We start from the raw sequence: 23,396 nt of genomic DNA, 5'->3' as shown, positions 1-23,396 counted from the left end.
TTTCTTCCTATAATCGCGGCCATGGCGATACGCCCCTACAAAGGCATCCTGCCCACCGTCGGACCCCGGGTTTACATCGATGAAGCCGCGAGCATCATCGGCGACGTGGTCATCGGCGCCGATACTTCCATCTGGCCCATGTGCTCGGTGCGCGGTGACGTCAATTACATCCGCATCGGCAGCAGAACCAACATCCAGGACGGCAGCATTCTCCATGGCACGCACGACTATGAAGGGGTTCCGGGCGGCTGGGCCGTCATCGTCGGCGACGACGTCACCATCGGCCATCAATGCATCATCCACGGTTGCACCGTCGAGTCGCGCTGTCTGATCGGCATGGGTTCCGCCATTCTCGACGGCGCGGTGCTGCGCGAAGGCGTGTTCCTCGGCGCCGGCAGTCTCGTTACCGAAGGCAAAGAACTGGAAGGCGGTTACCTTTGGATGGGCCGGCCGGCGAAGCGCGTGCGCGAGCTGACGGACGAGGAAAAGGCCTGGTTCGAATACTCGGCCCGGCACTACGTCGATCTCAAGAACGATTACCTGAAGTAAGCCCCAAGACTCAACGTTTCCCGCGCCGCAGCCGTGAAACCGGTTTTTTCGCCGGTTTGCCTTCCGCCGGGATCAGGGCCCCCACAATGGTTTGCGCCTGCGCGCGCTGGGACGGTTTGAGACGGCGGTATTTTTCCAGCAGCCGGTGTTCATCCGGCGACAGGGCCGGCGACCGTTTCGGCTCCACCCGGTAGCTGCCGGTCTCCTCCGCCACCCGGTTCAGGTTGCTGGAAGACACGCCGGTGACGATGTATTGCACGTCCATCCCGAGCCGGGAGCAGGCGGAAAGCAGGTCCGCCGGGATCGGCGTCCCGCGCCCGCCGGTCCTTTCATAATTGATGATGGTCCACTTGGTCACCCCCAGCGCCTGGCCCAGCGCCACCTGGCTCAAGCCCAGCCGGGTGCGCTCCGCCTTCAGCCGGCCCGGAGAGGAATTTATTACACTACCCGAGTTGACAGGTGTAATTTTGATCACCATACTCTGAACTCTGATCAAAGGAACATGGAAAAGTAAAGCTGATTATCTTCAGCTGCATCCTAACACAAGGGATAAAGGGAATAACAAGAATGGATTACCTGGACCTGAAGTTCGCGCTCGCCAGAAAGGGTTACACCCTCACGCGCGTCGCCATGGAGCTGGGCCTGTTCGGACCGCAGTCGGTGCAGCAGGTGCTGACGCGCAAGTACTTCAGCGCCCGCGTCGAGAAACGCGTTTCCGAAATCATCGGCATCCCGCTGGAAAAACTTTTTCCGGACCGCTACCACGCGGTGAAACACCGGACTCGCACCAACGGCGAGAACGTCCTGGAAAAAACACGCGACACCCGGCGCGTCTCGTAAAGCGCGACGCCCGGCAAGTCACGCAGGGAACCTGTTTGATGCAGGCAAAGGGGAGAAATCTTGGCCAAGTCATTCCGCAAGCTTGACCCGCTGAAGGTGCGCAAATTGAAGCAACAGGGCCTGACCAACACCCAGATCGCGCAGCGGCTGGGGGTTACCCAGGGCGCCATCTATCACGTCCTGCGCAAGCTGGATGTGCCCGGGACAGAATCAAACGAACCGCTCCCGGACCCTTCCCGCCTGACGCCTGATTTATTGTAAGAGCAGCAAATGCAGCGTTCGGCGCAGAGAGGTACGCCGTTATGAATACGTAACGAGAAAAAAGCGGCGTGATTCGGTGAATCGCCGCACTGACGCGCCCGGATTCAGCCCTTGCGCAACGCCGCGATCACGTGCCTCGTCTCCGGGCGCACGCCGCGCCACAGCAGGTACGACTCCGCCGCCTGCTCCACCAGCATGCCGAGGCCGTCGGCGGCGGTTTCCGCGCCGTGCAGCATGGCCCATTCGAGGAACGGCGTGGGCTTGTCGCCGTACATCATGTCGTAGGCCACGGCGTTGCCGGCGAAGACGTTCACCGGCAGCGGCGGCATTTCACCCTTGAGGCTCGCGCTGGTGCCGTTGATCACGACGTCGAAACGCTTGCCGACCAGTTCGTCATAACCGACGGCCTCGATCTTGCCGAACTGCGCGAAGGTTTTGGCGAGTTCCTTGGCCTTGGGCACGGTGCGGTTGGCGATGACGAGCAGAGCCGGATTTTGCTTCAGCAGCGGCCCGAGCACGCCGCGTACGGCGCCGCCCGCGCCCAGCACCAGGATTTTCCTGCCGCGCAGGTGCACGTTCAGATTCTTGGTGAGGTCATGCACCAGGCCAGTACCGTCGGTGTTGTCACCGAAAATTTTCCCGTCGACCTCGAATCGAATGGTGTTGACTGCGCCCGCCAGTTTCGCGCGCTCACTCAGGTTGTCCGCCAGACTGAAGGCCTCGAGCTTGAACGGCACGGTGACATTCAGCCCCTTGCCGCCCTCGGCGCGAAACTGCTGCACCGCCTCGGCGAACCCGTCGGTATCCACCCACAGCGCGGCGTATTCGATGTTGTGGCCGAACTGGTGCGCGAACTGCTTGTGGATCACGGGCGATTTGCTGTGGGCAACGGGATTGCCCATCACCGCGTAACGCGCCGGGGTTGTGTCTTTTTCCGCTTTGGTGGCCACGGGTCGGTCCTGAACGTGCATGGGCGCCTATTCTAGGCCATTGACCGCGCCGCGGCACGCCGGCTAGATCACGACCGTCAGCAGGTAAGTGATGTAACAGAGCCCGTTGAAAAACAGATGCACCGGCCGGAGGTGGCCGCGGCGCACCATGAGCAGCAGATAGGCGCTCGCCACCAGCGTCAGGACCACGCCGGCGACCACTTCCTGGCGCGGTTCCCACGGCGTGAGCAGGATGCCGAGTGCCGGCAGCAGCGAACCCTGAAACACCATGGCGCCGGTAATGTTGCCGAAGGCGAGCGTATCTTTGCGCTTGCGGATCCAGAGAATGCTGTTCACCTTCTCCGGCAGCTCGGTGGCCACCGGCACGATCAGCAGCGCCAGCACCAGCGGCGAGATGCCGAGCCAGACGGACAGCTGCTCGACCCCCTGGACGAAGCCGTGCGCGCCGAAGATGATCAGTGTCAGGCCGATGGCGAGTTGCAGCAGTATCGTGAACATGTTTTCCGGCACGCCGAGGCGGCCGAACAGCCGCACCAGAAACAGCGGCTCGCTGGCGGCAGTGCCATGGCCGTCGGCCACGAGCCTGGCCGAGGCGCGGATGGTGAGCATGAGATAGATGAAGTAAATCAGCACCAGCGACATGGCGATCATCGCGCGCGCCCACGTCGATGTGTGGGGAATGAAAATGGCGACCGTGCTCAGGCCGAACGCCAGCAGAAACCACGAGAGATCGCGCCGCAGGCCGGTGCGCTCGGGGTGCAGCTCGTCCGACCAGCCGCGCTTGTGAATGGCAAACAACGCCATCAGGAACAGGGTCAGCGTCGAGAGCATGAGCGGCGCGCCGAGGATCGCGCCCACCCCCACCTCCTCACGCACCTGCTGCGTACTCACGGTCGAAAGGATGGCCACCACCGGTACCATGGTCTCGGGCAGGGCGGTGCCCACCGCCGCGAAGATGGAGCCGGTCACACCCTCGGAGATTTTGAGACGCTCGCCGAGGTGTTCCAGGGCGTTGGTAAAGGTCTCCGCGCCGATCAGGATAACGAGCAGGGCAACGAGAAGAATGCCGATAGTCATGCGCGGGAGTCCTTGGGTTATTTCTTTTCCATGCCGGGGGGACGGGTTTCGATGAATGACGGGCGGGCGCTGACGCCGGCCAGCCACTGTCCGAGACGCGGATGCCGGCTGCGCCAGTCATGCGGATAACGGAAATCGGTGTATTCCAGCGCGACCGCCACGACCAGATCCGCCAGCGTGAAACGGTCCGAAACGAGCCAGGGACCGCTGCCCAGCCGGCGCGCGACATATTCCAGCGAGCGCGCGATTTTTTCTTCCTGGCGCCGCAGGTTGTCCGCCGACTGCTGTGCTTCGGGGCGACGCGATTCCAGCAGGCGCGTCACCACCGCGTCCAGCATGCCGTCCGCCAGGGCCTCCCAGCGCAGCACATTCCACCGGGTCTCGCCGGAAGCGGGAAGCAGCGCCGGAGCCTTGAGCGCATCGAGGTATTCGACGATCACCGGGGAATCGAACAGCGTATCGTTGTTGTCCAGCGCCAGCACCGGCACCTTGCCTAACGGATTAAGCGCGGGGACGGGGCTGTCCGCGGCCCAGGCGTCGGCCACGACGAACTCGCACGGCAGGTCCTTCTCCCGGACCAGGATGCGGGCCTTGCGCACGTAGGGCGAAGTGAGCGAACCGTAAAGTTTCATCGATTAACCTTTATGATTTTTGAACCGCCAAGACGCCAAGAACGCCAAGAAAAACATTTAAGAATTGAAGCAAAAACGGGAAATGATTTTGATTCATTATCGTTTCATGTCTTCCTTTTTTCCTTGGCGTTCTTGGCGTCTTGGCGGTAAAAATTCTTAATCTTTTAATAGATAATTCAACAACAGCCCGGCGAACACCGCCGCGCCGAACCAGTTGTTGTTCAGGAATGCACGGAAACAGCCATCCCGATCGCGGTTACGCAGGAGTCGCTGTTCATAAAGCGCGAATCCCGACGCCGCCGCGAGGCCAGCATAATACCCCAAACCGAGACCGGCGAGCGCGCCAACCCATGCCAGCAAGGCGATTGTCATGATGTGAAAAAGCAAAACCATGGCGCGATCATGACGGCCGAACAGGATGGCGGTGGATTTCACCCCGACCTTGAGGTCGTCCTCCCGGTCCACCATGGCATAGGCGGTGTCATAGGCCACGGACCAGCAGATGTTGGCAGCGAACAAAATCCAGGCGAGTCCCGGCACCTCGCCGGTCTCGGCGGCGAACGCCATGGGAATGCCCCAGCCGAAGGCCATGCCCAGATAAAACTGCGGCAGATGGGTGTAACGCTTGAGGAAGGGATAGGTCGCCGCCAGGAACGCGCCGGCGAAGGACAGCAGGACGGTCAGGCGGGTGAGCGTGAGCACCAGCGCGAACGCGACCAGGCACAGGGCGGCAAACAGCGCGAGCGCCTCGCGCGGACTCACGCGTCCGGCGGCGACCGGCCGGTCGCGCGTGCGCGCCACATGCGGATCGAAGTCCCGGTCGGCGTAATCGTTGATGACGCAACCAGCGGAACGCATCAGCACCACGCCGAGCACGAACACGACGAAGATGTGCGCATCAGGCCGGCCCTGGCCGGCGATCCACAGCGCCCACAGCGTCGGCCACATCAGCAGCAGGATGCCGATTGGCCGGTGCAGCCGCATCAGCTGCGCGTAGTCCTTTAGCTTTAGCGCCAGAGTCATTGGGTTTTAATTTCTGTTAAAAAATAATATTTCAGCCACAGAGATCACAGAGCACACAGAGAAAAAGAGAGGAATTTTTTCTAACTCTGTGATCTCTGTGGCCAATTTATTTTATTCGGGAAACTAAAACTGGGCGATGTCAGGCAGGAAGAACTCGCACACCAGCAACGGCTTGCCGCCGAGCCGGAACAGCGAGCGCCGGCCCCATATCGTTTCGGGTTTGTCGCGCAGATCGCGCGTGACCAGATGATACAGCCGGTCTGATGGCGTGAGACGGGTAACCTCCACCTCGCCGCGCTTCATGGACGGGTCGGCAAACAGCATGGCGCCGAGGGAACGCGCGCCCAGGGTGGTGAAACGGTGGAGTTTTCTGGCGAAGGTCCGTGGCGGGATGATGGTGCGCGCGTACACCCAGGGCGTGTCGCCGCACAGGAGTTGCACCTGGCGCACGATGGCGCGGGTGCCGGCGCGCATGCCGAGGGCCTCGGCCTCGTTGCGCAGCGGACGTGCCCGGCGCTGGTCCAGCAGCCGCACGTGAAAGTTTTCGCGGCACTGGGCGATGATGCGTTCCGTGAGCGACGCCGTGTCGAGCAACCACGGCAAATAATTCCGCGGAATCCCGGAGCGGTTCAGCCGCCGCGCCGGTCGCCACAGCGGTTCCGTGCCTCGCGGTGGTGCCGGGCTCACAATAGCCATGTATTGTTATCAATGATTCAGGAGCGCCGAATCGTAGCAGAAACGACCTGGTCGGTCAGCGGAAACGGCGGCTCTATACATGAATTTACGCTCCGGGAATCATGCGGCAATGGCCGCAAGCGTTTCCGGTTAATGCCTCAGGACAATATGCGGTTCGGGAAGATTCGAATGAACATTTCACCTGTTCCACGCGTCCGGTTCAAATTCATTCCGGTGGCAGCCGGCATGCTGTTATATGCCTGTTCCACCGGCGCCGACATGCTGGCTGTTGCGGTGGGATATGGAAACATTTCCTCGTCTGGATCAAACGCTGTGTTTGTCTCCTACCAGAAAGACGCGCCGGCGTTGTTCAATCGAAAAAGTCTCTATGAGCTGTCCATCGCGTACTGGAGTGGCCCGAATTACAACACCGCGCTCTCGTTCGGACGTACGCTGCGCTGGAAGCTTTCTCCGGAAAATTACTGCGCGGCCACACTCGGTATCGGCATGGTTGACCGGACGACGGATCATCTTGGGACTACCGGGCAATTCATGGTGCGTCTGGCGTTCGGACGCAAGTTCGGAGAATACGACCTGTCCATCGGCGAGACCCATTACTCGAACGGCAAAACCGCTTTGGGGCTCGACTGGGACGGACCGAACGTCGGAGAGGATTTCCTGACGCTGATGCTGGCGCGCGAATTCTAGCGTCCCGGCAGTTCAAACGCTGCCATAGGTCTCGGCGCCGCTGATCCAGCGCCGCACGATCGGGTCCACGCATTGCGGATGCTCCTTGAGCAGCAGTTCCGCCACCTGCTGCACGCGCGGCAGCCATGCGCGGTCGCGCAAAAGATCGGCGATATGAAACTGCGGCATGCCGGCCTGGCGCGTGCCGAGCATCTCGCCCGGACCGCGCATCTCCAGGTCGCGCCGCGCGATCTCGAAACCGTCGCTGGTCTCGCGCAGCGCTGCCAGCCGCGCCCGCGCCATCTCCGACAGCGGCGGCTGGTACAGCAGCACGCAGTGGCTTTCCGCCGCGCCGCGGCCGACGCGCCCGCGCAGCTGGTGCAATTGCGACAGGCCCAGCCGCTCGGCGTTCTCGATGACCATGAGCGAGGCGTTGGGCACGTCCACGCCGACCTCGATGACGGTGGTGGCCACCAGCAGATGCACCTCACCGCGCTTGAACGCCGCCATGATCTTTTCCTTTTCCAGCGGCTTCATGCGCCCATGGATCAGCGCAATCGACAAATCGGGCAAGGCTTCGCGCAAGGCCTGCGCCGTGTCCGTTGCCGTCTCGAGCTCCAGGGTCTCAGACTCTTCAATCAACGGGCAGACCCAATAGGCCTGTCGGCCCGCCGTGCAGGCGTCGCGGATGCGGCTGACCACGTCGGCACGGCGCGCCGAAGGCAGCGCCACCGTCTCGATCGGCTTGCGTCCCGGTGGCAGCTCATCGATCACCGACACGTCCAGATCGGCGTACAGGCTTTGCGCCAGCGTGCGCGGGATGGGTGTGGCGGTCATGATCAGCTGATGCGGCCGGCGCAGGCCCACGCGGCCCTTCTCGCGCAGCGCCAGCCGCTGGTGCACGCCGAAGCGGTGCTGCTCGTCCACCACGATCAATCCCAGATCGGCGAATTCCACTTCCTCCTGAAACAGTGCCTGCGTGCCTACTATTATGTCGGCCCGGCCCGAGCCGATTTTTTCGAGCGCGTCCTGGCGCGCGCGGCCGTTGAGCTTGCCGGACAGCCCGACCACGGTGAGGCCGAGCGGCTCCAGCCAGCCGGAAAAATTGCGCAGATGCTGGTCGGCCAGCAGCTCGGTCGGCGCCATGACGGCCACCTGCAGCCCGCCTTCGATGACACCGAGGCCGGCGCAGGCGGCAACGATGGTCTTGCCGGAACCGACGTCACCCTGCACCAGGCGCTGCATGGGATGGCTCTGCTGCAAATCATGCAGAATCTCGCCGAGCACGCGCTGCTGGGCCTGCGTCAACTGAAACGGCAGCTGCGCCAGCAGGCGTTGCATGAGTTCACCCGTGCCCGCCACGGGCGGCGCCTGTTCCGTTTGCACTCGCTCGCGCAGGCGCCGCAGGCTCAGGTGATGCGCCAGCAGTTCCTCGAACGACAGGCGCAGCACCGCGGGATGCTTGCCTTCCGCCAGCAGTTCCACCGGCGTGTGCGGCGGCGGCTGATGCACCAGCGCCAGCGCCTCGGTGAGCGTCGGCAGTTGCAGTTCCTGCAACACGGCGGGCGGCAGCCATTCGTGGATCTTGTCGAGATGCTTTTCCAGCGCCTGGCGCGCCAGCTTGCGCAGGCTCAGCTGGTGCACGCCCGTGGTCGTCGGATAAACCGGCGTCAGGTTTTCCTCGGCCGGCGGTGCCTGCGCGCCGTCGATGAATTCGTACTCGGGATGGATCATCTCCAGCCCGACCGGGCCGAAGCGCACCTCGCCGAACAGCCGCAGGCGCCGGCCGCGCGCGAGATTCTGCTGCTGGATGGCGTTGAAATAGAAAAACCGCAGATGCAGATGACCGGAGCCGTCGCTGACGCGGCAGATCAGGCTGCGCCGGCCGCGATAGACCACGTCCGCCAGCTCGATCTCGCCCTCGACCGCGGCCTCCATGCCGGGCCGCAGGCTGCCCATGCGCAACAGACGGGTACGATCCTGGTAGCGCAGCGGCAGATGGAACAGGACGTCCTGCACGGTTTGCAGGCCGAGCCGCTTGAGCTTGTCCGCGAGCTTGGGCCCGACGCCCTTGAGGGTCGTTACCGGCAGCGAGGCGATGTCCATATGAATTTTGAAACCGCGGATGAACGCCGATTAACGCAGATAGAAATAGAACAGTTTCAGCTTTAATCCGCAATCCGCATGCATCAGTGCTGCACAGGGATATACGAATGTCGCGAGCGCAGGAGCGACCGTTTATCTGCGGTTACGTTTTGCTTTTTTCTTCGCTTTTTTCGGTGGGCGACCAGATCCGAGCACCATGACCGCGTCCATCTCCACCGCCGCACCCTTGGGCAGGGCAGCGACGCCGACGGCCGCGCGCGCCGGATAGGGCTCGCGGAAATACTGCGCCATCACCTCGTTCACCAGCGGGAAGTGCCCGAGGTCGGTGAGATAGACATTGAGCTTCACGATGTCCTGCAGGCTGCCGCCGGACGCCTTGGCCACCGCCGCCAGGTTTTCGAACACACGCGAAATCTGCGCGCGCATGTCACCTTCCACCAGCGCCATGGTCTCCGGCACCAGCGGGATCTGGCCGGCAAGGTAAACGGTGTCGCCGGCCTTGATTGCCTGTGAATAGGGACCGATGGCTTGGGGGGCTTTGTTAGTAGAGATTACTGCTTTTTTCATTATGGCCTCGATAACGATTTCAAGTTTCAGGTTTCAGGTCTCAGGTTCGCACCTGAAACTTGAAACCTGAGACCTGAAACTATCCTTTCTTCCGGTTGATCCGAACCACCGACTCGAGCGCGCGGATGCGCCGCATGATCTGCGCCAGGTGCACGCGGTCGCGCACCTCGATGGTGAAGTCCATGGAGGTGTACTGGCTGTCGCGGTCGTCGAAGGAGACCGAGTCGATGTTGGCCTCCTGTTCCGCGATGGCCGCGGCCACGGACGCCAGCACGCCGCGCTGGTTCCGGGCCTCGACCCGCACGTACACCGGGTACACGCCCTTGATGTCGCGCTCCCATTGCACGTCGATCCATTGCTCCGGGTGCTTGCGGTAACGCACCACGTTCGGGCAATCCTCGGTATGCACCACGATGCCACGCCCGGCGGTGAGGAACCCGAGGATGGGATCGCCGGGGATGGGACGGCAGCAGCGCGCGTAGGTGACCACCACGCCCTCGGTCCCGTGGATCGCCAGCGCCGGCTCCTTCGTCTTCGGCTTCTGGGAACGCAGCCGGAACAGCCGCAAAAAACGGCTGGCGTCTTCCGCCTCGGTCGGCGGCACCAGCTGGCGCGCCACCACCGAGGCCAGGCGGTTGCCGAGACCGATTTCGCTCATAAGTTCATCCCAGTTTTTAAGCTTCAGGGTCTTGAGCAGGGCCTGGCGGCTGTCTGCGGGGATTTTCTGCAGATCGGCGCCGATGTCCTCGAGCGCCGTGGTCAGCAGGCGCTCGCCGAGCTTGGCCGATTCGTCGACTTTCTGGTTCTTCAGGAAATTGCGGATATGCGCGCGCGACTTGCTGGTAACGACATAATTGAGCCAGGACGGGCTGGGGCGGCCCCAGTCCGCGGTGATGATCTCGACGTGATCGCCGTTGCGCAGCGTGGTGCGCAACGGCACCAGCTGGTGATTGATCTTGGCGCCGACGCAGCGGTTGCCGATGTCGGTATGCACGTCGTAGGCGAAGTCGATAACGGTGGCGTCGCGCGGCAGTTTCTTGATCTCGCCGTTGGGGGTGAACACGTAAACCTCGTCCGGGAACAGGTCCACCTTGAGATGCTCCAGGAACTCGCGCGGGTTGCCCGCCTTCTGCTGGGTGTCCAGCAGGTCCTTGAGCCATTGCAGCGCGCGCTGCTGGGTGGGATCGGCCACGCTGTCACCGCTCTTGTACAGCCAGTGCGAGGCCACGCCGGCCTCGGCCACGCGATCCATTTCGTGCGTGCGGATCTGCACCTCGAGCGAAACCCCGAACGGACCGAACACCACGGTGTGCAGCGACTGGTAACCGTTGGCCTTGGGAATGGCGATGTAGTCCTTGAAGCGGCCGGGGATGGGCTTGTAGAGGTTATGGATCACGCCCAGCGCCCGGTAGCAGGTGTCGGCCTTGTCCACGATCACGCGGAAACCGTAGATGTCATACACCTGGTCGAACGACAGGTGCTTCTGCTGCATCTTGCGGTACACGCCGTACAGGCTTTTTTCGCGCCCGGTCACCTCCGCATGCAGGCCCTCGCGTTCCAGCTGGGCGACGATGGCGACACGGATTTTCTCGACGATGGCCTTGCGGTTGCCGTGGCGCTTGCGCACCGCCTCGTCGATGATGCGGTAGCGCAGCGGGTAAAGCGCGGCGAACCCGAGATTGCTCAGCTCCGCCGCCCACTGGCGCACGCCGAGGCGGTTGGCGATCGGCGCGTAGATGTCGAGCGTCTCGCGCGCGATGGCGCGGCGGCGCTCCGGTTTGAGCGCGGCGATGGTGCGCATGTTGTGCAGGCGGTCGGCGAGCTTGATCAGGATGACGCGGATGTCGCTCGCCATGGCGAGCAGCATCTTGCGGAAATTCTCCGCCTGCGCCTCTTCCTGCGACTGGAATTCGATGCGGGTGATCTTGGAGACGCCGTCCACCAGCGCGGCCACGTCCTCGCCGAACTGCTCGGCGATTTTTTCCTTGACCGTGGGCGTGTCCTCGATGACGTCGTGCAGGATCGCGGCGGTGATGCTTTTGGCGTCGAGGTGCATCTCCGCCAGGATGCGGGCGACCTCGATCGGATGGTAGATGTAGGGTTCGCCGCTGACGCGCCGCTGGCCCTCGTGGGCCTCGGCGCCGAACAGGTAGGCCGAATAAACGTCAGCGACGTCCCGGGGCTCGAGATAGGATTCGAGTAGGTGGCACAGGTCAGCGATCTGGAACCGATCCCCGGGTTTGCCGGGCGGCGGTTCAGATCTCGGTTCCGCCCTCTTTGCCGGCGGCCGGGCTGATGTCGAGCCCGCCTGTTTGGGGTTGGTCGGCTGTGTTTTCATTGGCCTCGAGTACGACTGGCGCCACTTCCTCGTCCAGGATGGCGTTGGTCACGTAACCGTCGGCGATCTCGCGCAGGGCGAGCACCGTGGGCTTGTCGTTTTCCCGCGGCACGTGGGCGTCCGCGCCGTTGATCAGCTGGCGCGCGCGGCGCGTGGCCACCAGCACCAGCTGGAAGCGGTTATCGACGTTGTCCAGACAATCTTCTACCGTGATACGAGCCATACCTGTACCTCAATCTTGAATGAGAAAACGCGGTTTTGCCGCGGGGTTCAACACTTAAACTAAAGCACGCACCCCGGGCAGCTGCCGGTACCGGAACGGTCAGGGATAAGCGCTGTATTGCATCTTACTGATATAGGGCGCTTTTTGCCACTTGGCCCTGCGTCTAGGCCTCCGATAGCAAGGCGTCCATGTCCACCTGCACCGGCCGGGGGCTGCCGTCCCCGCGGATTATGGCCTTCAGATCGGCCAGGGCGGCATTGAAGTCGTCGTTCACGACCAGATGGTCGAACTCCTTATAGTGGCTCATCTCCGACACCGCCGCGCGCATGCGTTTGTCTATCACCTCGGGCGCGTCCTGGCCGCGGCCGGTCAGACGCGCTTCCAGTGCCGCACGCGAGGGCGGCAGGATGAAGATACTGACCGCCTCCGGCATCTTCTCCTTGATGGCGCGTGCGCCCTGCCAATCGATGTCGAAAATGACGCTCTTGCCCTGGCGCAGCAGGTTCTCGGTCACGGCACGCGAGGTGCCGTAGGAATTGCCGAACACCTTGGCGTGTTCCAGAAACCGGTCGGCGGCGACCATCTCGTCGAACTGTGCCTGGTTGACGAAATAGTAATGCACGCCGTGCTGTTCACCGGGTCGCGGCGCGCGCGTGGTGTGCGACACCGAGAACGCCACGTCGGGCATGTGTTCCACCAGCGCCTTGGCGAGGCTGGTCTTGCCGGTACCGGAGGCGGCGGAAAAAATGAAAAGCTTTCCCTTGTTGTTCATGTAATTTTGAAACGCGGAAAAACGTGGACGATTGATTGAAAATGTTATTCGATGTTCTGCACCTGCTCGCGCATCTGCTCGATCAGCACCTTGAGCTCGACCGCGACGTTGGTCAGGCGCGTGTCGGTGGATTTGGAAGAAAGTGTATTGGCCTCGCGGTTGAGTTCCTGCATGAGAAAATCGAGGCGCCGGCCGGCGGGGCCGGGCTGGGCGAACACGCGGCGGATTTCGGCGAAGTGCGCCGTGAGCCGGTCGATCTCCTCGGTGACATCCGCTCTCTGCGCGAACAGCACGATCTCCTGTTCCAGGCGCGCGGGATCGAGTTGCTGCATGAGTTCCTTCAGGCGCGCCTCCAGCCGCTCGCGGAACAGCCGCGTTGCCTCCGGCAACAGCACCTTGGCCTTGGCCACCTCTTCATCCATGGATTGCAGGCGCGCCAGCATGAACTCCTGCAGGCGCGCGCCTTCGCGCTGGCGCATCGCCACCAGCTCCGCGAGCGTGGCCGACAGCGCTTCCAGCGCCGCCGCGCTCAGACTCTCGACATCCGGCGCCGCCGCCTTGATCACGCCCGGCCAGCGCAGCACGTCGATGGCACGCAGCGAAGCCACTTCCGGCGCATGACTGCGCAGCTGGTCGGAAGCCGCCAGCAGACGCTGCACCTGTTCCGGGTTTATCTCGACCGGCCCGGCCGCGGCCTCGCTCGGCTGGAAACGCAGGGTGCCGTCCACTTTGCCGCGGGACAGCCGCGCGCCGATCAGCTCGCGCACCCGCGGCTCGAGCGAACGCAGCTCCTCCGGCAGGCGCAGGGCGATGTCGAGATAGCGGTGATTGACCGAGCGCAGCTCCCAGGTGAGCGCGCCCCAGGGCGTGCCCGCCTCGTGGCGGGCGAAGGCGGTCATGCTGGCGGTCGGGGACGGGGATTTTCCGGCTTTCATGGGCGGCACGGATGGTAACCCTATTCCCTGAACGGTGAAACCCGCCCTGCCGGTTGAATCCGGGCATATATACTCTATAGAGATGGAAACGCCGAGCGCGGGACCCGCCCGCCGGCCAGGAACAAAACGGAAGTCATGAAGATCGAGAATGCCCTGCCCGAGGGCTACCAGCTGCACCAATACAGCATCGCCAAGACCATCGGCGGCGGCGGCTTCAGCATCGTCTACCTGGCGCGCAACGGCCAGAACGGCCAGTGGGTGGTGATCAAGGAATACCTGCCGGACAAGCAGGCCGCGCGCGTGGACGGCGAGTCCGTCGAAACCCTGTCGCACACCACCGCCAGCACCTTCAACACCGGCATGAAGCGCTTCTTCGACGAGGCCATGGCGCTGTCGAAGATCAATCACCCCAACATCGTGCGCGTGACGGATTTCTTCCGCGAGAACAACACCGTGTACATGGTGATGAACTACGAGGACGGCAAGGACCTGCGCTTTTACATCAAGCGCCACAACGGCCGCATGACGGAAAAATTCATCCGCACGGTTTTCCCCCAGCTGCTGCAGGGCCTGCGCGAACTGCACGACCACAATCTGCTGCACCTCGACATCAAGCCGGCCAACGTGTACCTGCGGCCGGGCGGGTCGCCGCTGCTGCTCGACTTCGGCGCCGCGCAGTCATCGTTCGTGAACGAACGGCGCGCGCTGCCGCACACGCTGACGCGCGGCTTCGCGCCCATCGAGCAGCACACACGCGGCCACATCGGCCCGTGGACCGATCTCTACGCCGTGGGCGCCACCATGTGGGCCTGCCTGTGCGGCAAGGCCCCGCCGCCGGCCACCAAGCGCGCCGAGAAGGACACTTACAAACCGGCGGTGCGCCAGTTTTCCTCGTACTATTCGCGCGAGTTGCTCGAGGCCATCGACTGGTGCCTGCAGATGGACCAGTTGTCGCGCCCGCAGAAGGTGGACGCCCTGCTCGATGCTCTCAACAAGCCGCCGTCCGCCCCGCCGGAGCCGGAACCGCTGATCGAGCGCCTGAAGCAGAAACTGCCGTGGGGCGGATAGCGCGACGATGAAATACCAGATCACCCAATACAGCCTGCGCGGTGCGCGCCCGCACAACGAGGACCGCGTCGGCTACGCCGAGCGTGACAACGCCGTACTCATCGCCGTGGCCGACGGTCTCGGCGGGCACCGCGGCGGCGAGGTGGCGGCGGAGGTGCTGGTGCAGACACTGATGCACAGTTTCGAGTCGCTGCGCCAGCCGGTGATCCAGCGGCCGTCGGCGTTTCTCGCACTCGGCATCCTGCAGGCGCACCACGCCATCATCGCGCGCGGCCAGGCCAGCAACCCACCGATCGAGCCGCGCACCACCTGCGTCGTGTGCCTGGTGCAGAACGGCTACGCCTACTGGGCGCACGTGGGCGACAGCCGGCTTTACCTGATCCGCCAGAATCACGTGCTGCTGCGCACCCAGGATCACACCGCCATCGAGGAAATGCACCAGGGCGGCCTGCTCACGGAACAGGAAATGCTCGAGCATCCGCAGAAGAGTCACCTGCTCAACTGCCTCGGCGGCGGCGTCAAGCCCACCATCAGCGTGGGCGAAGAAACCCTGCTGCAACCGGGCGACATGCTGCTCGCCTGCACCGACGGCCTGTGGGAGGCGTTCGCGCCGGAGGAGATCGCGCAGCAGCTGAAGGCGCCGGCGCTGGACGAGGCGCTGGAGAACATGCTGTTCGGCGCGGTGCGCAAGATGAAGCACGGTTGCGACAACGTCAGCGCCGTGTGCCTGCGCTGGGAGGACGCCGTGAGCAAGAGCGCGCCGCTGCAGGGCAACGGCGCGGCCCAGATCGACGAGGCCAAATTGCGCCAGGAGGCGCGGCATCACCTGCCGCAAGTCGCCAAGCGGCCGGTGCCGATCCGCCAACCGGCGCCCGCTGCCGCGGAAGCCAAGGGCGAGCGCGACAAACCGCTGCAAGACCGCATCCAGGAGATCGAGGATTTTCTGAAGAAGTACGAAGCCAAGGGCTGACCTGCTAAACTTCGCGCCTCGTTCCATCCCCCGGAAACAGGCTGACCCATGCGACCCAGCGGACGTAAACCCGAACAGTTACGCGACATCCGTATCACCCGAAACTACACGAAACACGCCGAAGGCTCGGTGCTGATCGAGTTCGGCGAGACGCGCGTGCTGTGCAACGTCAGTGTCGACGAAAAAGTGCCGAACTTCCTCAAGGGCAAGGGCCAGGGCTGGGTCACGGCCGAATACGGCATGCTGCCGCGCTCCACCGGCAGCCGCATGGCGCGCGAGGCGGCCCAGGGCAAACAGGGCGGGCGCACCATGGAAATCCAGCGCCTGATCGGCCGCGCCCTGCGCGCGGCGGTGGACATGAAACAGCTGGGCGAGCGCAGCTTCACCGTGGACTGCGACGTGATCCAGGCCGATGGCGGCACGCGCACCGCCTCCATCACCGGCGGTTGCGTGGCGCTGGTGGACGCCATCAACCACGTGCGCAAGCGCGGGCTGATCACCAACGATCCGCTGCGCCATCTGGTCGCCTCCGTCTCCTGCGGCATCTTCGGCCGCGAGGCGGTGCTGGACCTCGACTACGCCGAGGATTCCAACGCCGGCACCGACATGAATTTCGTGATGGACGACAGCGGCGGCTTCATCGAAATCCAGGGCACCGCCGAAAGCAAGACTTTCTCCCTCGACGAAATGCTGGCGATGACTAAACTGGCGCAGGGCGGCATCCGCGAGCTCATCGCGCAGCAGAAAAAAGCGCTGGAGATGAAATAACAAAGAATTAATGGACAGGATTTACAGGATTAACAGGATTAAAACCAAGGCAAAACTAAAAACTTCTTTTATTTAAAAAATCCTGTAAATCCTGTTAATCCTGTCAATTCACAGCCTTTATATGACCAAGCAGATTGTTCTGGCATCGAGTAACCCCGGCAAGGTGCGCGAGATCAACCAGATGCTCGCGGGACTGAACCTGACCGTCGTACCGCAATCCGACTTCAAGGTCATTGATGCGGAAGAAACCGGCCTGACCTTCGTCGAAAACGCCCTGCTGAAGGCGCGCAACGCCACGCGCCACACCGGCCTGCCCGCCATCGCCGACGATTCCGGCATCGAAGTGGACTATCTCAACGGCGCACCTGGGATTTATTCCGCGCGCTACGCCGGCAAGAGCGCCACCGACGATCAGAACCTGCGAAAACTGCTCGATGACCTGGCCGGCATCCCGGAAGCCGAACGCACCGCGCGTTTCCAGTGCCTGATGGTGTACCTGCGGCACGAATTCGACCCGACCCCGATCATCTGTCAGGGCACCTGGGAGGGTCACATTCTGCTGGAACCGCGCGGCGCGAATGGCTTTGGTTATGATCCGATCTTTTTTGTGCCGACGCATAATTGTTCCTCGGCAGAATTGCCCTCGGAAGTGAAAAATAAATTGAGCCATCGGGGGCAGGCGTTGAGGGCGTTAGTTTCTGCTTTGGGTCATACCCACCTTTAGCTGTCATTCCGGCGAAAGCCGGAATCCAGATAGTACATGTAGGGCGGGTTAGGCGTTTTTTGCCGTAACCCGCCGAATGGCTTTGCTGTCATTCCCACGTAAAGTCGAGCGGCCTGCGGCCGCGTATTTGTAATTGCGGTTCTCGCACCGCGGGCGAGGTACTTTCTTGTCGCGACAAGAAAGTACCCAAAGAAGCGCTCCCCCGGAGCGCGCGACCCCTTCCTCCGTTCCTCGCCCCACCGGGCGCTCGACCAACTCGCCGGGCGCACACTACGCGCTTCGGGCTCGAACACGGTCTCGCTTAACTGCTCCCGGTGGGGCTGCGGTACTCGGCGCGCGCTGCGGGAAGGTGAGCAAAATCTTCTCAGGGTTTGGCTTGACACCTAATGTGAGAAGCACAACCATGCCAAAGTTATACGGCTGTTTTGAATTCGAATTTATAGTTATGTGGCTATGGGAGGTTTCCTATGAGGATGTTTCGTTTCGTCCTTGTTCTGTTTGTTTTGCCGCTATCCAGTTGCGCTGAAATAGAGGAATTCCAGTTAAGAAATGCCCTCGTCAAAGCGATAGACGACTATAGATTGGTTTCCGACCAAGTACAGCTTGGTGACAAGAAAGAAAGAGTACTTGCAATACTTTTACCCACACAGAAAAGCCTGCCAGCTGGGACAACAAGAATACCAGACCAGTTTGTCAAGGATGGAGCGAAAGTAGAAATTCACTACATACGCTCCGGTTGGACCAGAGATGGATTAACTACTGATGACGAATTTACTCCATATATTTTTAACAACGGTGTGTTAGTCGGTGTGGGATGGACAGTTCTTGGCGGTCCCAAAACAAAAGGCGAAAGAACTCCCGAGATTGTAGTTCGCTAAAAATACTTTCTGATGGAATGCGTGTAGACACGGAAGAAATAATGATTTCTCAAATCATCACAACAATTGGTCTTGCTTGCGACATAGTTGGTGCCTTGCTTGTTGCGAATGAAGTGGTCCGTGTTTTCCGCGAACCCACGACAATCGATACAGGTGGTAGCGGGCATTTTGGAGGAGCGTTTCAACCCACTATCAACCCTACGTTTGAGCAACACGAAAAGAAGAAGCATCACATCATGAAGATCGGTCTAGTCTTTCTAATTCTCGGCTTTGTGTTGCAAGGCGTGGGTGCGTGGTGGCCAATTTTCTACGCCACCTAACCCATTCATCGAGACGACCGACTACACCGGCGGCCTAAGTCCAACGTTAGGTTTTTTAAGCTCCGCTCTGTATCAATCCCTGTTACCAAGCGCTTCATAAAAAGTAAAATAATAAAATGGAACATGACGCCCGTTGGCGCTGGAAGGTGATCATCGCCTTCGCGGCGGTATATATCATCTGGGGTTCGACGTATCTCGCGATCCGCGTCGGCGTGCAGCAATTGCCGCCGGCGCTGTTTGCCGGGTCGCGGTTCGTGGTTGCCGGTATCCTGCTGGCGTTGTACGCGCGCCTGAGCGGGCAGAAATTTCCCACGCACTTTCGTGAATGGCGCACGATCGCAATAACCGCGCTGTTCATGCTGGTCGGCGCGAACGGTCTTGTCGTGTGGGGCGAGCAGTGGGTGCCGTCGAACCAGGCGGCGCTGATCGTCGCCACCACGGCGCTGTGGCTCGCGGGCTTCGGAACCCTGGGCACGCACGGCCAGAAGCTGGGAACGCGTACCGTGCTCGGGCTCACCGTCGGATTCTTCGGCGTCGCCATGCTGATGCTGCCGGAGAAGGGATTTTCGCTGGAGCACTTCGGGGCACAGCTGGCGGTGCTGGCGGCCTGCCCGCTGTGGGCCGCCGGTTCCATGGTGGCCAAGCGCAGCCATCTCTCCACCCCGCCGCTCATGGTCGCGGCCATGCAATCGTTAATTGCCGGTATCGTATTCTGCGGCTTCGGTTTTTCCCTCGGCGAGGCCGCGCGCTGGAGCTGGTCGACGGAGGCCATGGCGGCGCTCGCGTTCCTGATCGTGTTCGGCTCCTGCTTCGCCTACGCCGCCTATATCTGGCTGCTGCACGAGGTCAGCCCCGCCGCGCTCGGGACCTATGCCTACATCAATCCGCTCGTGGCCGTGGTGCTCGGCTGGCTGGTATTGCAGGAAACGCTCAACGCCAACCAGCTCGCGGGCATGGTGGTGATCCTGATCGGCGTCATGCTTGTCAGCATCGCGCGGCCGAAAGCACTGGCGGCGCCCAGTCAGCGCAGCTGATTTCTCCCGGCTGACACCGGGTTGTATAATTCGCTGTTCCTTCCGGTTTCCGTCCGACCATGCAACGCTTTGCCTCACTTCCGCCGCTGTCGCTCTACGTGCACATCCCCTGGTGCGTGCGCAAGTGTCCGTATTGCGATTTCAACTCGCATGAATCGCGTGGAAGCATTCCGGAACAGGAATATGTCGAGGCACTGTTGCGCGATCTGGAACAGGATCTGCCGCGCGTATGGGGGCGGATCGTGCATACGATATTCATCGGCGGCGGCACACCGAGCCTGTTTTCACCCGAGGCCATTGACCGTCTGTTGTCCGGGATCCGCGCGCGCCTGCCGCTCGATCAGAATATCGAGATCACCCTTGAGGCCAATCCCGGCACCGTGGACGAGGAACACTTCCGGGGTTTTCGGGAAGCCGGGATCAATCGCCTGTCCATCGGGATTCAAAGCTTCGAGGATGAAAAACTGAAGGCGCTCGGGCGCATACACGGGCGCGACGCGGCGCTCCGCGCCGCCGAATCCGCGCGTGCGGCGGGTTTCGAGAATTTTAATCTCGATCTCATGTTCGGGCTGCCCGGCCAGACGCTGGAACAGGCGCTCTCCGACATCCGCATCGCGATTCAACTCCGCCCCACGCACCTTTCCGCCTATCAGCTCACCATCGAGCCGAACACGCTGTTCCATGCGCGCTCGCCGACACTGCCCGATGACGACAACACCTGGGACATGCAAAGCCGGTTGCAAACGGAACTGGCCGCGGCCGGTTACCGGCAATACGAGGTCTCGGCCTATGCCAAACCGGGTTACGAGTGCCGGCATAACCTGAATTACTGGAAGTTCGGGGATTATCTCGGCATCGGCGCCGGCGCGCATGCCAAGATCACCGACGCGAACGGGATTACACGCTTGTGGAAAGTGAAACAACCGAAGGAATATCTGCGCACGGCGGGCACGCCACAGAATATCGGCGGCGAGCAGAAGCTCTCGCGCCACGACGCCGTGGCGGAGTTCATGCTGAATGCGCTGCGCCTGGTGGACGGCTTTCCTTCGCCGCTGTTTCAGGAGCGCGCCGGGATTCCGATCTCGGCCTGCGAACCGGAGCTGGCGCAGGCCGAAACCAAAGGGCTGGTCGAGTGGGACGCGCAGAACATCCGCCCGACGCCACAGGGCCGGCGGTTCTTGAATAATCTTCTGGAGCTGTTCATTTGAAACGACTGAAAAAACATACCAAGCTGTTGATCATCCTGGCGGCCGCGGCGCTGCTGGCTGGGGCAACGATATATCTGTTTCCTCCGGCCCCGCGCGTGCCGCCGGAAACCGAATTCACCCTGATGGATGGCAGCAAAGTCACCCTGCAATCGCTGCGCGGCCGGCCGGTGCTGGTGAGCTTCTGGGCCACCACCTGCCCGCCCTGCGTGGAAGAACTGCCCGATCTGATTCAACTCTACCGCGACTTGCGCCCACAGGGATTCGAGCTGATCGCTGTCGCCATGCCCTACGATCCGCCGCTACAGGTGCAGGACTTTGTGCAGCGTCATAACGTTCCCTATCCCATTGCGATCGATGTGCAAGGCAAGGTCACCAGCGCCTTCGGCGGCGTGCCCTATGTACCGACCGCGTTCATCATCGCGCCCAACGGAAAAACCGAGCTCACCTACACCGGTCGTCTGGACATGGCCAAGGCCCGGCGCATCATCTCGCGCTACCTGAAAGATCCCGGCGCCTGATCCACATCGCCGCCAAAAGCAACCACCATGCTCTGGATCAAATCCCTGCACATCATTTTCATGGTTACCTGGTTCTCCGGGCTGTTCTACCTGCCGCGCCTGTTCGTTTATCACAGCATGGCGTCGGCCACCGACCGCGAAGGCATCGAACGTTTCAAGGTGATGGAGCGCAAGCTTTTCTTCGGCATCATGACCCCGGGCGGAATCCTCACCCTCGTTTTCGGGCTGTGGCTGTGGCTCGGTTACGGCTTTGCCGGCGGCTGGCTGCACGCCAAGCTCGTGCTCGTCCTGCTGTTGATCGCCTACCACGTTTACTGCGGCAAGCTGATGATCGACTTCAAATATGACCGCAACCGCCATGACCACGTGTGGTACCGCTGGTTCAACGAGTTCCCGACCGTGATTTTCGTGGTTACGGTCATTCTGGTCGTGGTCAAGCCGTTCTGATTTTTGACGGGTGTCATTGATTTTTGACGCCCGTAGCCGTATTAATTCGGCCAATCGCTGATAAAGACTCATCACCGGGGAGAGGAGGAAACAACAAAACCTGGAGAGTCGCATGTCACACCGGATTATCCGGACCGCTGCCCTGGGCCTGATGCTTGGCCTCGGCACCCAGGTGGCGGCCGAAAGCTTTGACCGGGAACAGGCGGTGCGTCACGCGCTGGCGCACAATCCCGAGCTGCTGGCCATGCGCGAACAAGTCGCGGCCGCCGGCGGCCGCACCCGGGCGGCGCAAGGCGCGCGCCTTCCAAGCCTCGGACTTTCCTACAGCGCGCGTTCCAGCAACAACCCGCTCGACGCTTTCGCCGACAAGCTCAACACGCGCAGCGTCACCACGCCCGACTTCGATCCCGCGCGCCTGAATCATCCGGGCACCAGCGACCTGCACATGACGCAACTGGCGCTGCGCCTGCCGCTGTACGCCGGCGGTCGGGTCTCGGCTTCGCTGACGAGTGCCGAAGAGATGGAGAATCATGCCCGGTTGCAATATGAACGCGCGCGCGAGCTCACCGCCTTCCAGACCCTGCGCGCCTGGCTGAATGTTCAGGCGGCACAGGAAGGACTCGCCATCGCCGACGACGCCGTCAAGGCCGCGCAGGATCATGCGCGCACCACGGCGCAGCTCGCGCGCGAAGGCAGAATAGTCGTTTCCGACAAGCTCACCGCCGAGGTCAATCTCGCCGCAGTGCAGTCGCAGCGCGAGCAGGCCGCGACCCGGCTCGAATCGGCGCGCAATCAGTTGAAACTCGCCATGGGCCTGCCGCTCGAGACCGGGATCACGTTGGCGCCCGCCGTGTCCGGCGCGGCCGCCGACACCGCCAATGCCGCGGACATCGAAACGCGCGCGCTGGCGAACCGCCGGGACCTGGCGGCCGCGCGCGCCGTGCACCAGGCCGCCCGGGCGCGGGTGCAGGCGGCGCGCGCCGTGCACAAACCCAGCGTGGACTTCATCGCCACCAGCAACTGGTACGACGACAACCCTGGTTTCGATGAGCACTCTTCCAGCATCATGGGTGTAGTCAGCCTCGACCTCTACGCCGGCGGCCGGCACCAGGGCGGAATCACCACGGCGCTGGCCGAGGAACGCGAGGCGCAATGGCGCGTGCAGTCGCTGGAACAGACCGTGCGCCATGACGTGCGCGAGGCCAGGGAGAACCTGCGCGAGTCGCGGGCGCGGCACGCCACCGCCGCCGATAACACTGAGCACGCGAAAGAAAACGTGCGCCTGGTCAAGCAGCGCTACGGTCAGGGACGCACGCTGCTCATCGATCTGCTGCAGGCGGAACGCTCCCACACCGACGCGCGCAGCGAGGAGCTGGTCTCGCGCGTGAACCTGGAAGTCGGACAGGCCGCGTTGCAACTCGCCGAAGGCACCTTGCCGCTGCCGCCGGAGGAAGGCCAATGAGCCACTCGCGGCGGGTAGCGATCGTGATTCTGCTCGGACTGGTGCTCGCCAGTTGCGACAAAAAACCGCCGGAGGCGCCGCCGTCCCTGCCGCGCGTGGAGCGGCCGGTGCTGGTCCTGAACCTGAAGCCGGAAGCAACGCTGCGGATAAACATTCCGCGCGCGGCGCTGGTGGAGCGCGGCGGCATCCCCGGCGTGTTCGTGCTCAACGAGGCCGGCGAGGCGCGTTTCCGCCTGGTACGCCCCGGCCGGACCGGCGGCACGCAGGTTGAAATCCTGAGCGGGCTGCATGGCAATGAAACCCTGGTGCTCGGCGAGCTTGGCGCCGTGCACGACGGCACGCCCGTCGCCACGAAATAAGATCA

28 protein-coding genes are annotated in these 23,396 nt (G+C 62.4%); 16 read left to right on the top strand and 12 right to left on the bottom strand.

Annotated elements, in window-relative coordinates; all coding sequences use genetic code 11:
• Positions 1 to 21: 21 nt before the first annotated feature.
• Positions 22 to 549 carry a gamma carbonic anhydrase family protein gene (locus SCL_RS00615; protein WP_096359130.1) on the top strand — a complete coding sequence of 176 codons (528 nt, stop codon included), beginning with the start codon at positions 22 to 24 and terminating at the stop codon, positions 547 to 549.
• Positions 550 to 559: 10 nt separating this feature from the next.
• On the opposite strand, the gene SCL_RS00610 is transcribed toward SCL_RS00615, so the two are convergent.
• Positions 560 to 1,027, bottom strand: coding sequence for a helix-turn-helix transcriptional regulator (locus SCL_RS00610; RefSeq protein ID WP_096359129.1), 468 nt, complete (start codon positions 1,025 to 1,027; stop codon positions 560 to 562).
• Positions 1,028 to 1,116: 89 nt separating this feature from the next.
• Between SCL_RS00610 and SCL_RS00605 the strand changes: the two genes are divergently transcribed.
• Together SCL_RS00605 and SCL_RS00600 are read left to right on the top strand one after the other, a co-directional pair.
• A complete protein-coding gene (locus SCL_RS00605) occupies positions 1,117 to 1,389 on the top strand; it encodes a helix-turn-helix domain-containing protein (RefSeq protein ID WP_096359128.1) in 273 nt (90 codons plus the stop codon).
• A gap of 60 nt (positions 1,390 to 1,449) precedes the next feature.
• A complete protein-coding gene (locus SCL_RS00600) occupies positions 1,450 to 1,650 on the top strand; it encodes a helix-turn-helix domain-containing protein (protein ID WP_096359127.1) in 201 nt (66 codons plus the stop codon).
• Positions 1,651 to 1,754: 104 nt separating this feature from the next.
• On the opposite strand, the gene aroE is transcribed toward SCL_RS00600, so the two are convergent.
• The 5 genes from aroE to SCL_RS00575 form a co-directional block, all read right to left on the bottom strand.
• A complete protein-coding gene (aroE, locus tag SCL_RS00595) occupies positions 1,755 to 2,621 on the bottom strand; it encodes a shikimate dehydrogenase (RefSeq protein WP_096359126.1) in 867 nt (288 codons plus the stop codon).
• A gap of 42 nt (positions 2,622 to 2,663) precedes the next feature.
• Complete coding sequence (locus tag SCL_RS00590; protein ID WP_096359125.1) at positions 2,664 to 3,677, bottom strand: sodium:calcium antiporter; 1,014 nt, start codon at positions 3,675 to 3,677, stop codon at positions 2,664 to 2,666.
• Positions 3,678 to 3,694: 17 nt separating this feature from the next.
• Positions 3,695 to 4,309: a glutathione S-transferase N-terminal domain-containing protein gene (locus SCL_RS00585; RefSeq protein WP_096359124.1), complete on the bottom strand. Its 615-nt coding sequence runs from the start codon at positions 4,307 to 4,309 to the stop codon at positions 3,695 to 3,697.
• Between the two features lie 156 nt (positions 4,310 to 4,465).
• Complete coding sequence (gene ubiA / locus SCL_RS00580) at positions 4,466 to 5,332, bottom strand: 4-hydroxybenzoate octaprenyltransferase (RefSeq protein WP_096359123.1); 867 nt, start codon at positions 5,330 to 5,332, stop codon at positions 4,466 to 4,468.
• Positions 5,333 to 5,455: 123 nt separating this feature from the next.
• Positions 5,456 to 6,028, bottom strand: a complete 573-nt coding sequence (locus SCL_RS00575; RefSeq protein ID WP_096359122.1) for a chorismate--pyruvate lyase family protein — start codon at positions 6,026 to 6,028, stop codon at positions 5,456 to 5,458.
• A 168-nt stretch (positions 6,029 to 6,196) separates the two neighbouring features.
• Between SCL_RS00575 and SCL_RS00570 the strand changes: the two genes are divergently transcribed.
• Positions 6,197 to 6,715: an acyloxyacyl hydrolase gene (locus SCL_RS00570; protein WP_172425859.1), complete on the top strand. Its 519-nt coding sequence runs from the start codon at positions 6,197 to 6,199 to the stop codon at positions 6,713 to 6,715.
• Between the two features lie 12 nt (positions 6,716 to 6,727).
• Here SCL_RS00570 and recG read toward each other — a convergent pair whose 3' ends face one another.
• The 6 genes from recG to SCL_RS00540 form a co-directional block, all read right to left on the bottom strand.
• Positions 6,728 to 8,800, bottom strand: a complete 2,073-nt coding sequence (gene recG / locus SCL_RS00565; RefSeq protein WP_096359120.1) for an ATP-dependent DNA helicase RecG — start codon at positions 8,798 to 8,800, stop codon at positions 6,728 to 6,730.
• 132 nt (positions 8,801 to 8,932) lie between these two features.
• Entirely contained in the window at positions 8,933 to 9,367 is a 435-nt protein-coding gene (locus tag SCL_RS00560) for a RidA family protein (protein WP_197702658.1), read from the bottom strand.
• Positions 9,368 to 9,446: 79 nt separating this feature from the next.
• Entirely contained in the window at positions 9,447 to 11,705 is a 2,259-nt protein-coding gene (locus tag SCL_RS00555) for a RelA/SpoT family protein (RefSeq protein ID WP_096359118.1), read from the bottom strand.
• Positions 11,623 to 11,928, bottom strand: coding sequence for a DNA-directed RNA polymerase subunit omega (gene rpoZ / locus SCL_RS14545; protein ID WP_096359117.1), 306 nt, complete (start codon positions 11,926 to 11,928; stop codon positions 11,623 to 11,625). Before rpoZ ends, SCL_RS00555 begins: the two co-directional genes overlap by 83 nt.
• Positions 11,929 to 12,091: 163 nt before the next feature.
• On the bottom strand, positions 12,092 to 12,700 hold the full coding sequence (gene gmk, locus SCL_RS00545; RefSeq protein ID WP_096359116.1) for a guanylate kinase: 609 nt from the start codon (positions 12,698 to 12,700) through the stop codon (positions 12,092 to 12,094).
• A gap of 44 nt (positions 12,701 to 12,744) precedes the next feature.
• Positions 12,745 to 13,635, bottom strand: a complete 891-nt coding sequence (locus SCL_RS00540) for a YicC/YloC family endoribonuclease (RefSeq protein ID WP_197702657.1) — start codon at positions 13,633 to 13,635, stop codon at positions 12,745 to 12,747.
• Between the two features lie 135 nt (positions 13,636 to 13,770).
• On the opposite strand from SCL_RS00540, the gene SCL_RS00535 reads away from it, so the two are divergent.
• From SCL_RS00535 to SCL_RS00485, 12 genes are all read left to right on the top strand, one after another.
• Complete coding sequence (locus SCL_RS00535) at positions 13,771 to 14,703, top strand: serine/threonine protein kinase (RefSeq protein ID WP_096359114.1); 933 nt, start codon at positions 13,771 to 13,773, stop codon at positions 14,701 to 14,703.
• Positions 14,704 to 14,710: 7 nt separating this feature from the next.
• On the top strand, positions 14,711 to 15,673 hold the full coding sequence (locus SCL_RS00530; protein WP_096359113.1) for a PP2C family protein-serine/threonine phosphatase: 963 nt from the start codon (positions 14,711 to 14,713) through the stop codon (positions 15,671 to 15,673).
• A gap of 48 nt (positions 15,674 to 15,721) precedes the next feature.
• Complete coding sequence (gene rph, locus SCL_RS00525; RefSeq protein WP_096359112.1) at positions 15,722 to 16,441, top strand: ribonuclease PH; 720 nt, start codon at positions 15,722 to 15,724, stop codon at positions 16,439 to 16,441.
• A 121-nt stretch (positions 16,442 to 16,562) separates the two neighbouring features.
• The gene (rdgB, locus tag SCL_RS00520) at positions 16,563 to 17,165 is read left to right on the top strand and encodes an RdgB/HAM1 family non-canonical purine NTP pyrophosphatase (protein WP_096359111.1); all 603 of its coding nucleotides are present in this window, start codon (positions 16,563 to 16,565) and stop codon (positions 17,163 to 17,165) included.
• Between the two features lie 473 nt (positions 17,166 to 17,638).
• On the top strand, positions 17,639 to 18,043 hold the full coding sequence (locus SCL_RS13880; protein WP_172425858.1) for a DUF3192 domain-containing protein: 405 nt from the start codon (positions 17,639 to 17,641) through the stop codon (positions 18,041 to 18,043).
• Between the two features lie 41 nt (positions 18,044 to 18,084).
• Entirely contained in the window at positions 18,085 to 18,363 is a 279-nt protein-coding gene (locus SCL_RS00515; RefSeq protein ID WP_096359110.1) for a hypothetical protein, read from the top strand.
• A 116-nt stretch (positions 18,364 to 18,479) separates the two neighbouring features.
• The gene (locus SCL_RS00510) at positions 18,480 to 19,397 is read left to right on the top strand and encodes an EamA family transporter (protein ID WP_096359109.1); all 918 of its coding nucleotides are present in this window, start codon (positions 18,480 to 18,482) and stop codon (positions 19,395 to 19,397) included.
• Between the two features lie 59 nt (positions 19,398 to 19,456).
• Positions 19,457 to 20,605 (top strand): radical SAM family heme chaperone HemW, encoded by a 1,149-nt coding sequence (gene hemW, locus SCL_RS00505; protein ID WP_096359108.1) that lies wholly within the window; start codon positions 19,457 to 19,459, stop codon positions 20,603 to 20,605.
• The gene (locus SCL_RS00500; protein ID WP_096359107.1) at positions 20,602 to 21,123 is read left to right on the top strand and encodes a TlpA disulfide reductase family protein; all 522 of its coding nucleotides are present in this window, start codon (positions 20,602 to 20,604) and stop codon (positions 21,121 to 21,123) included. The genes hemW and SCL_RS00500 overlap by 4 nt, the downstream gene beginning before the upstream one ends.
• A gap of 27 nt (positions 21,124 to 21,150) precedes the next feature.
• Positions 21,151 to 21,570 carry a protoporphyrinogen oxidase HemJ gene (gene hemJ / locus SCL_RS00495; RefSeq protein ID WP_096359106.1) on the top strand — a complete coding sequence of 140 codons (420 nt, stop codon included), beginning with the start codon at positions 21,151 to 21,153 and terminating at the stop codon, positions 21,568 to 21,570.
• 112 nt (positions 21,571 to 21,682) lie between these two features.
• Positions 21,683 to 23,032: a TolC family protein gene (locus tag SCL_RS00490; protein WP_096359105.1), complete on the top strand. Its 1,350-nt coding sequence runs from the start codon at positions 21,683 to 21,685 to the stop codon at positions 23,030 to 23,032.
• Positions 23,029 to 23,391, top strand: coding sequence for a permuted SH3 domain-containing protein (locus SCL_RS00485; RefSeq protein WP_096359104.1), 363 nt, complete (start codon positions 23,029 to 23,031; stop codon positions 23,389 to 23,391). Before SCL_RS00490 ends, SCL_RS00485 begins: the two co-directional genes overlap by 4 nt.
• Positions 23,392 to 23,396: the final 5 nt, after the last annotated feature.

This window comes from Sulfuricaulis limicola (genome assembly GCF_002355735.1).
Lineage (GTDB): Bacteria > Pseudomonadota > Gammaproteobacteria > Acidiferrobacterales > Sulfurifustaceae > Sulfuricaulis > Sulfuricaulis limicola.
This window is presented reverse-complemented; position numbering and strand designations above follow the sequence as displayed.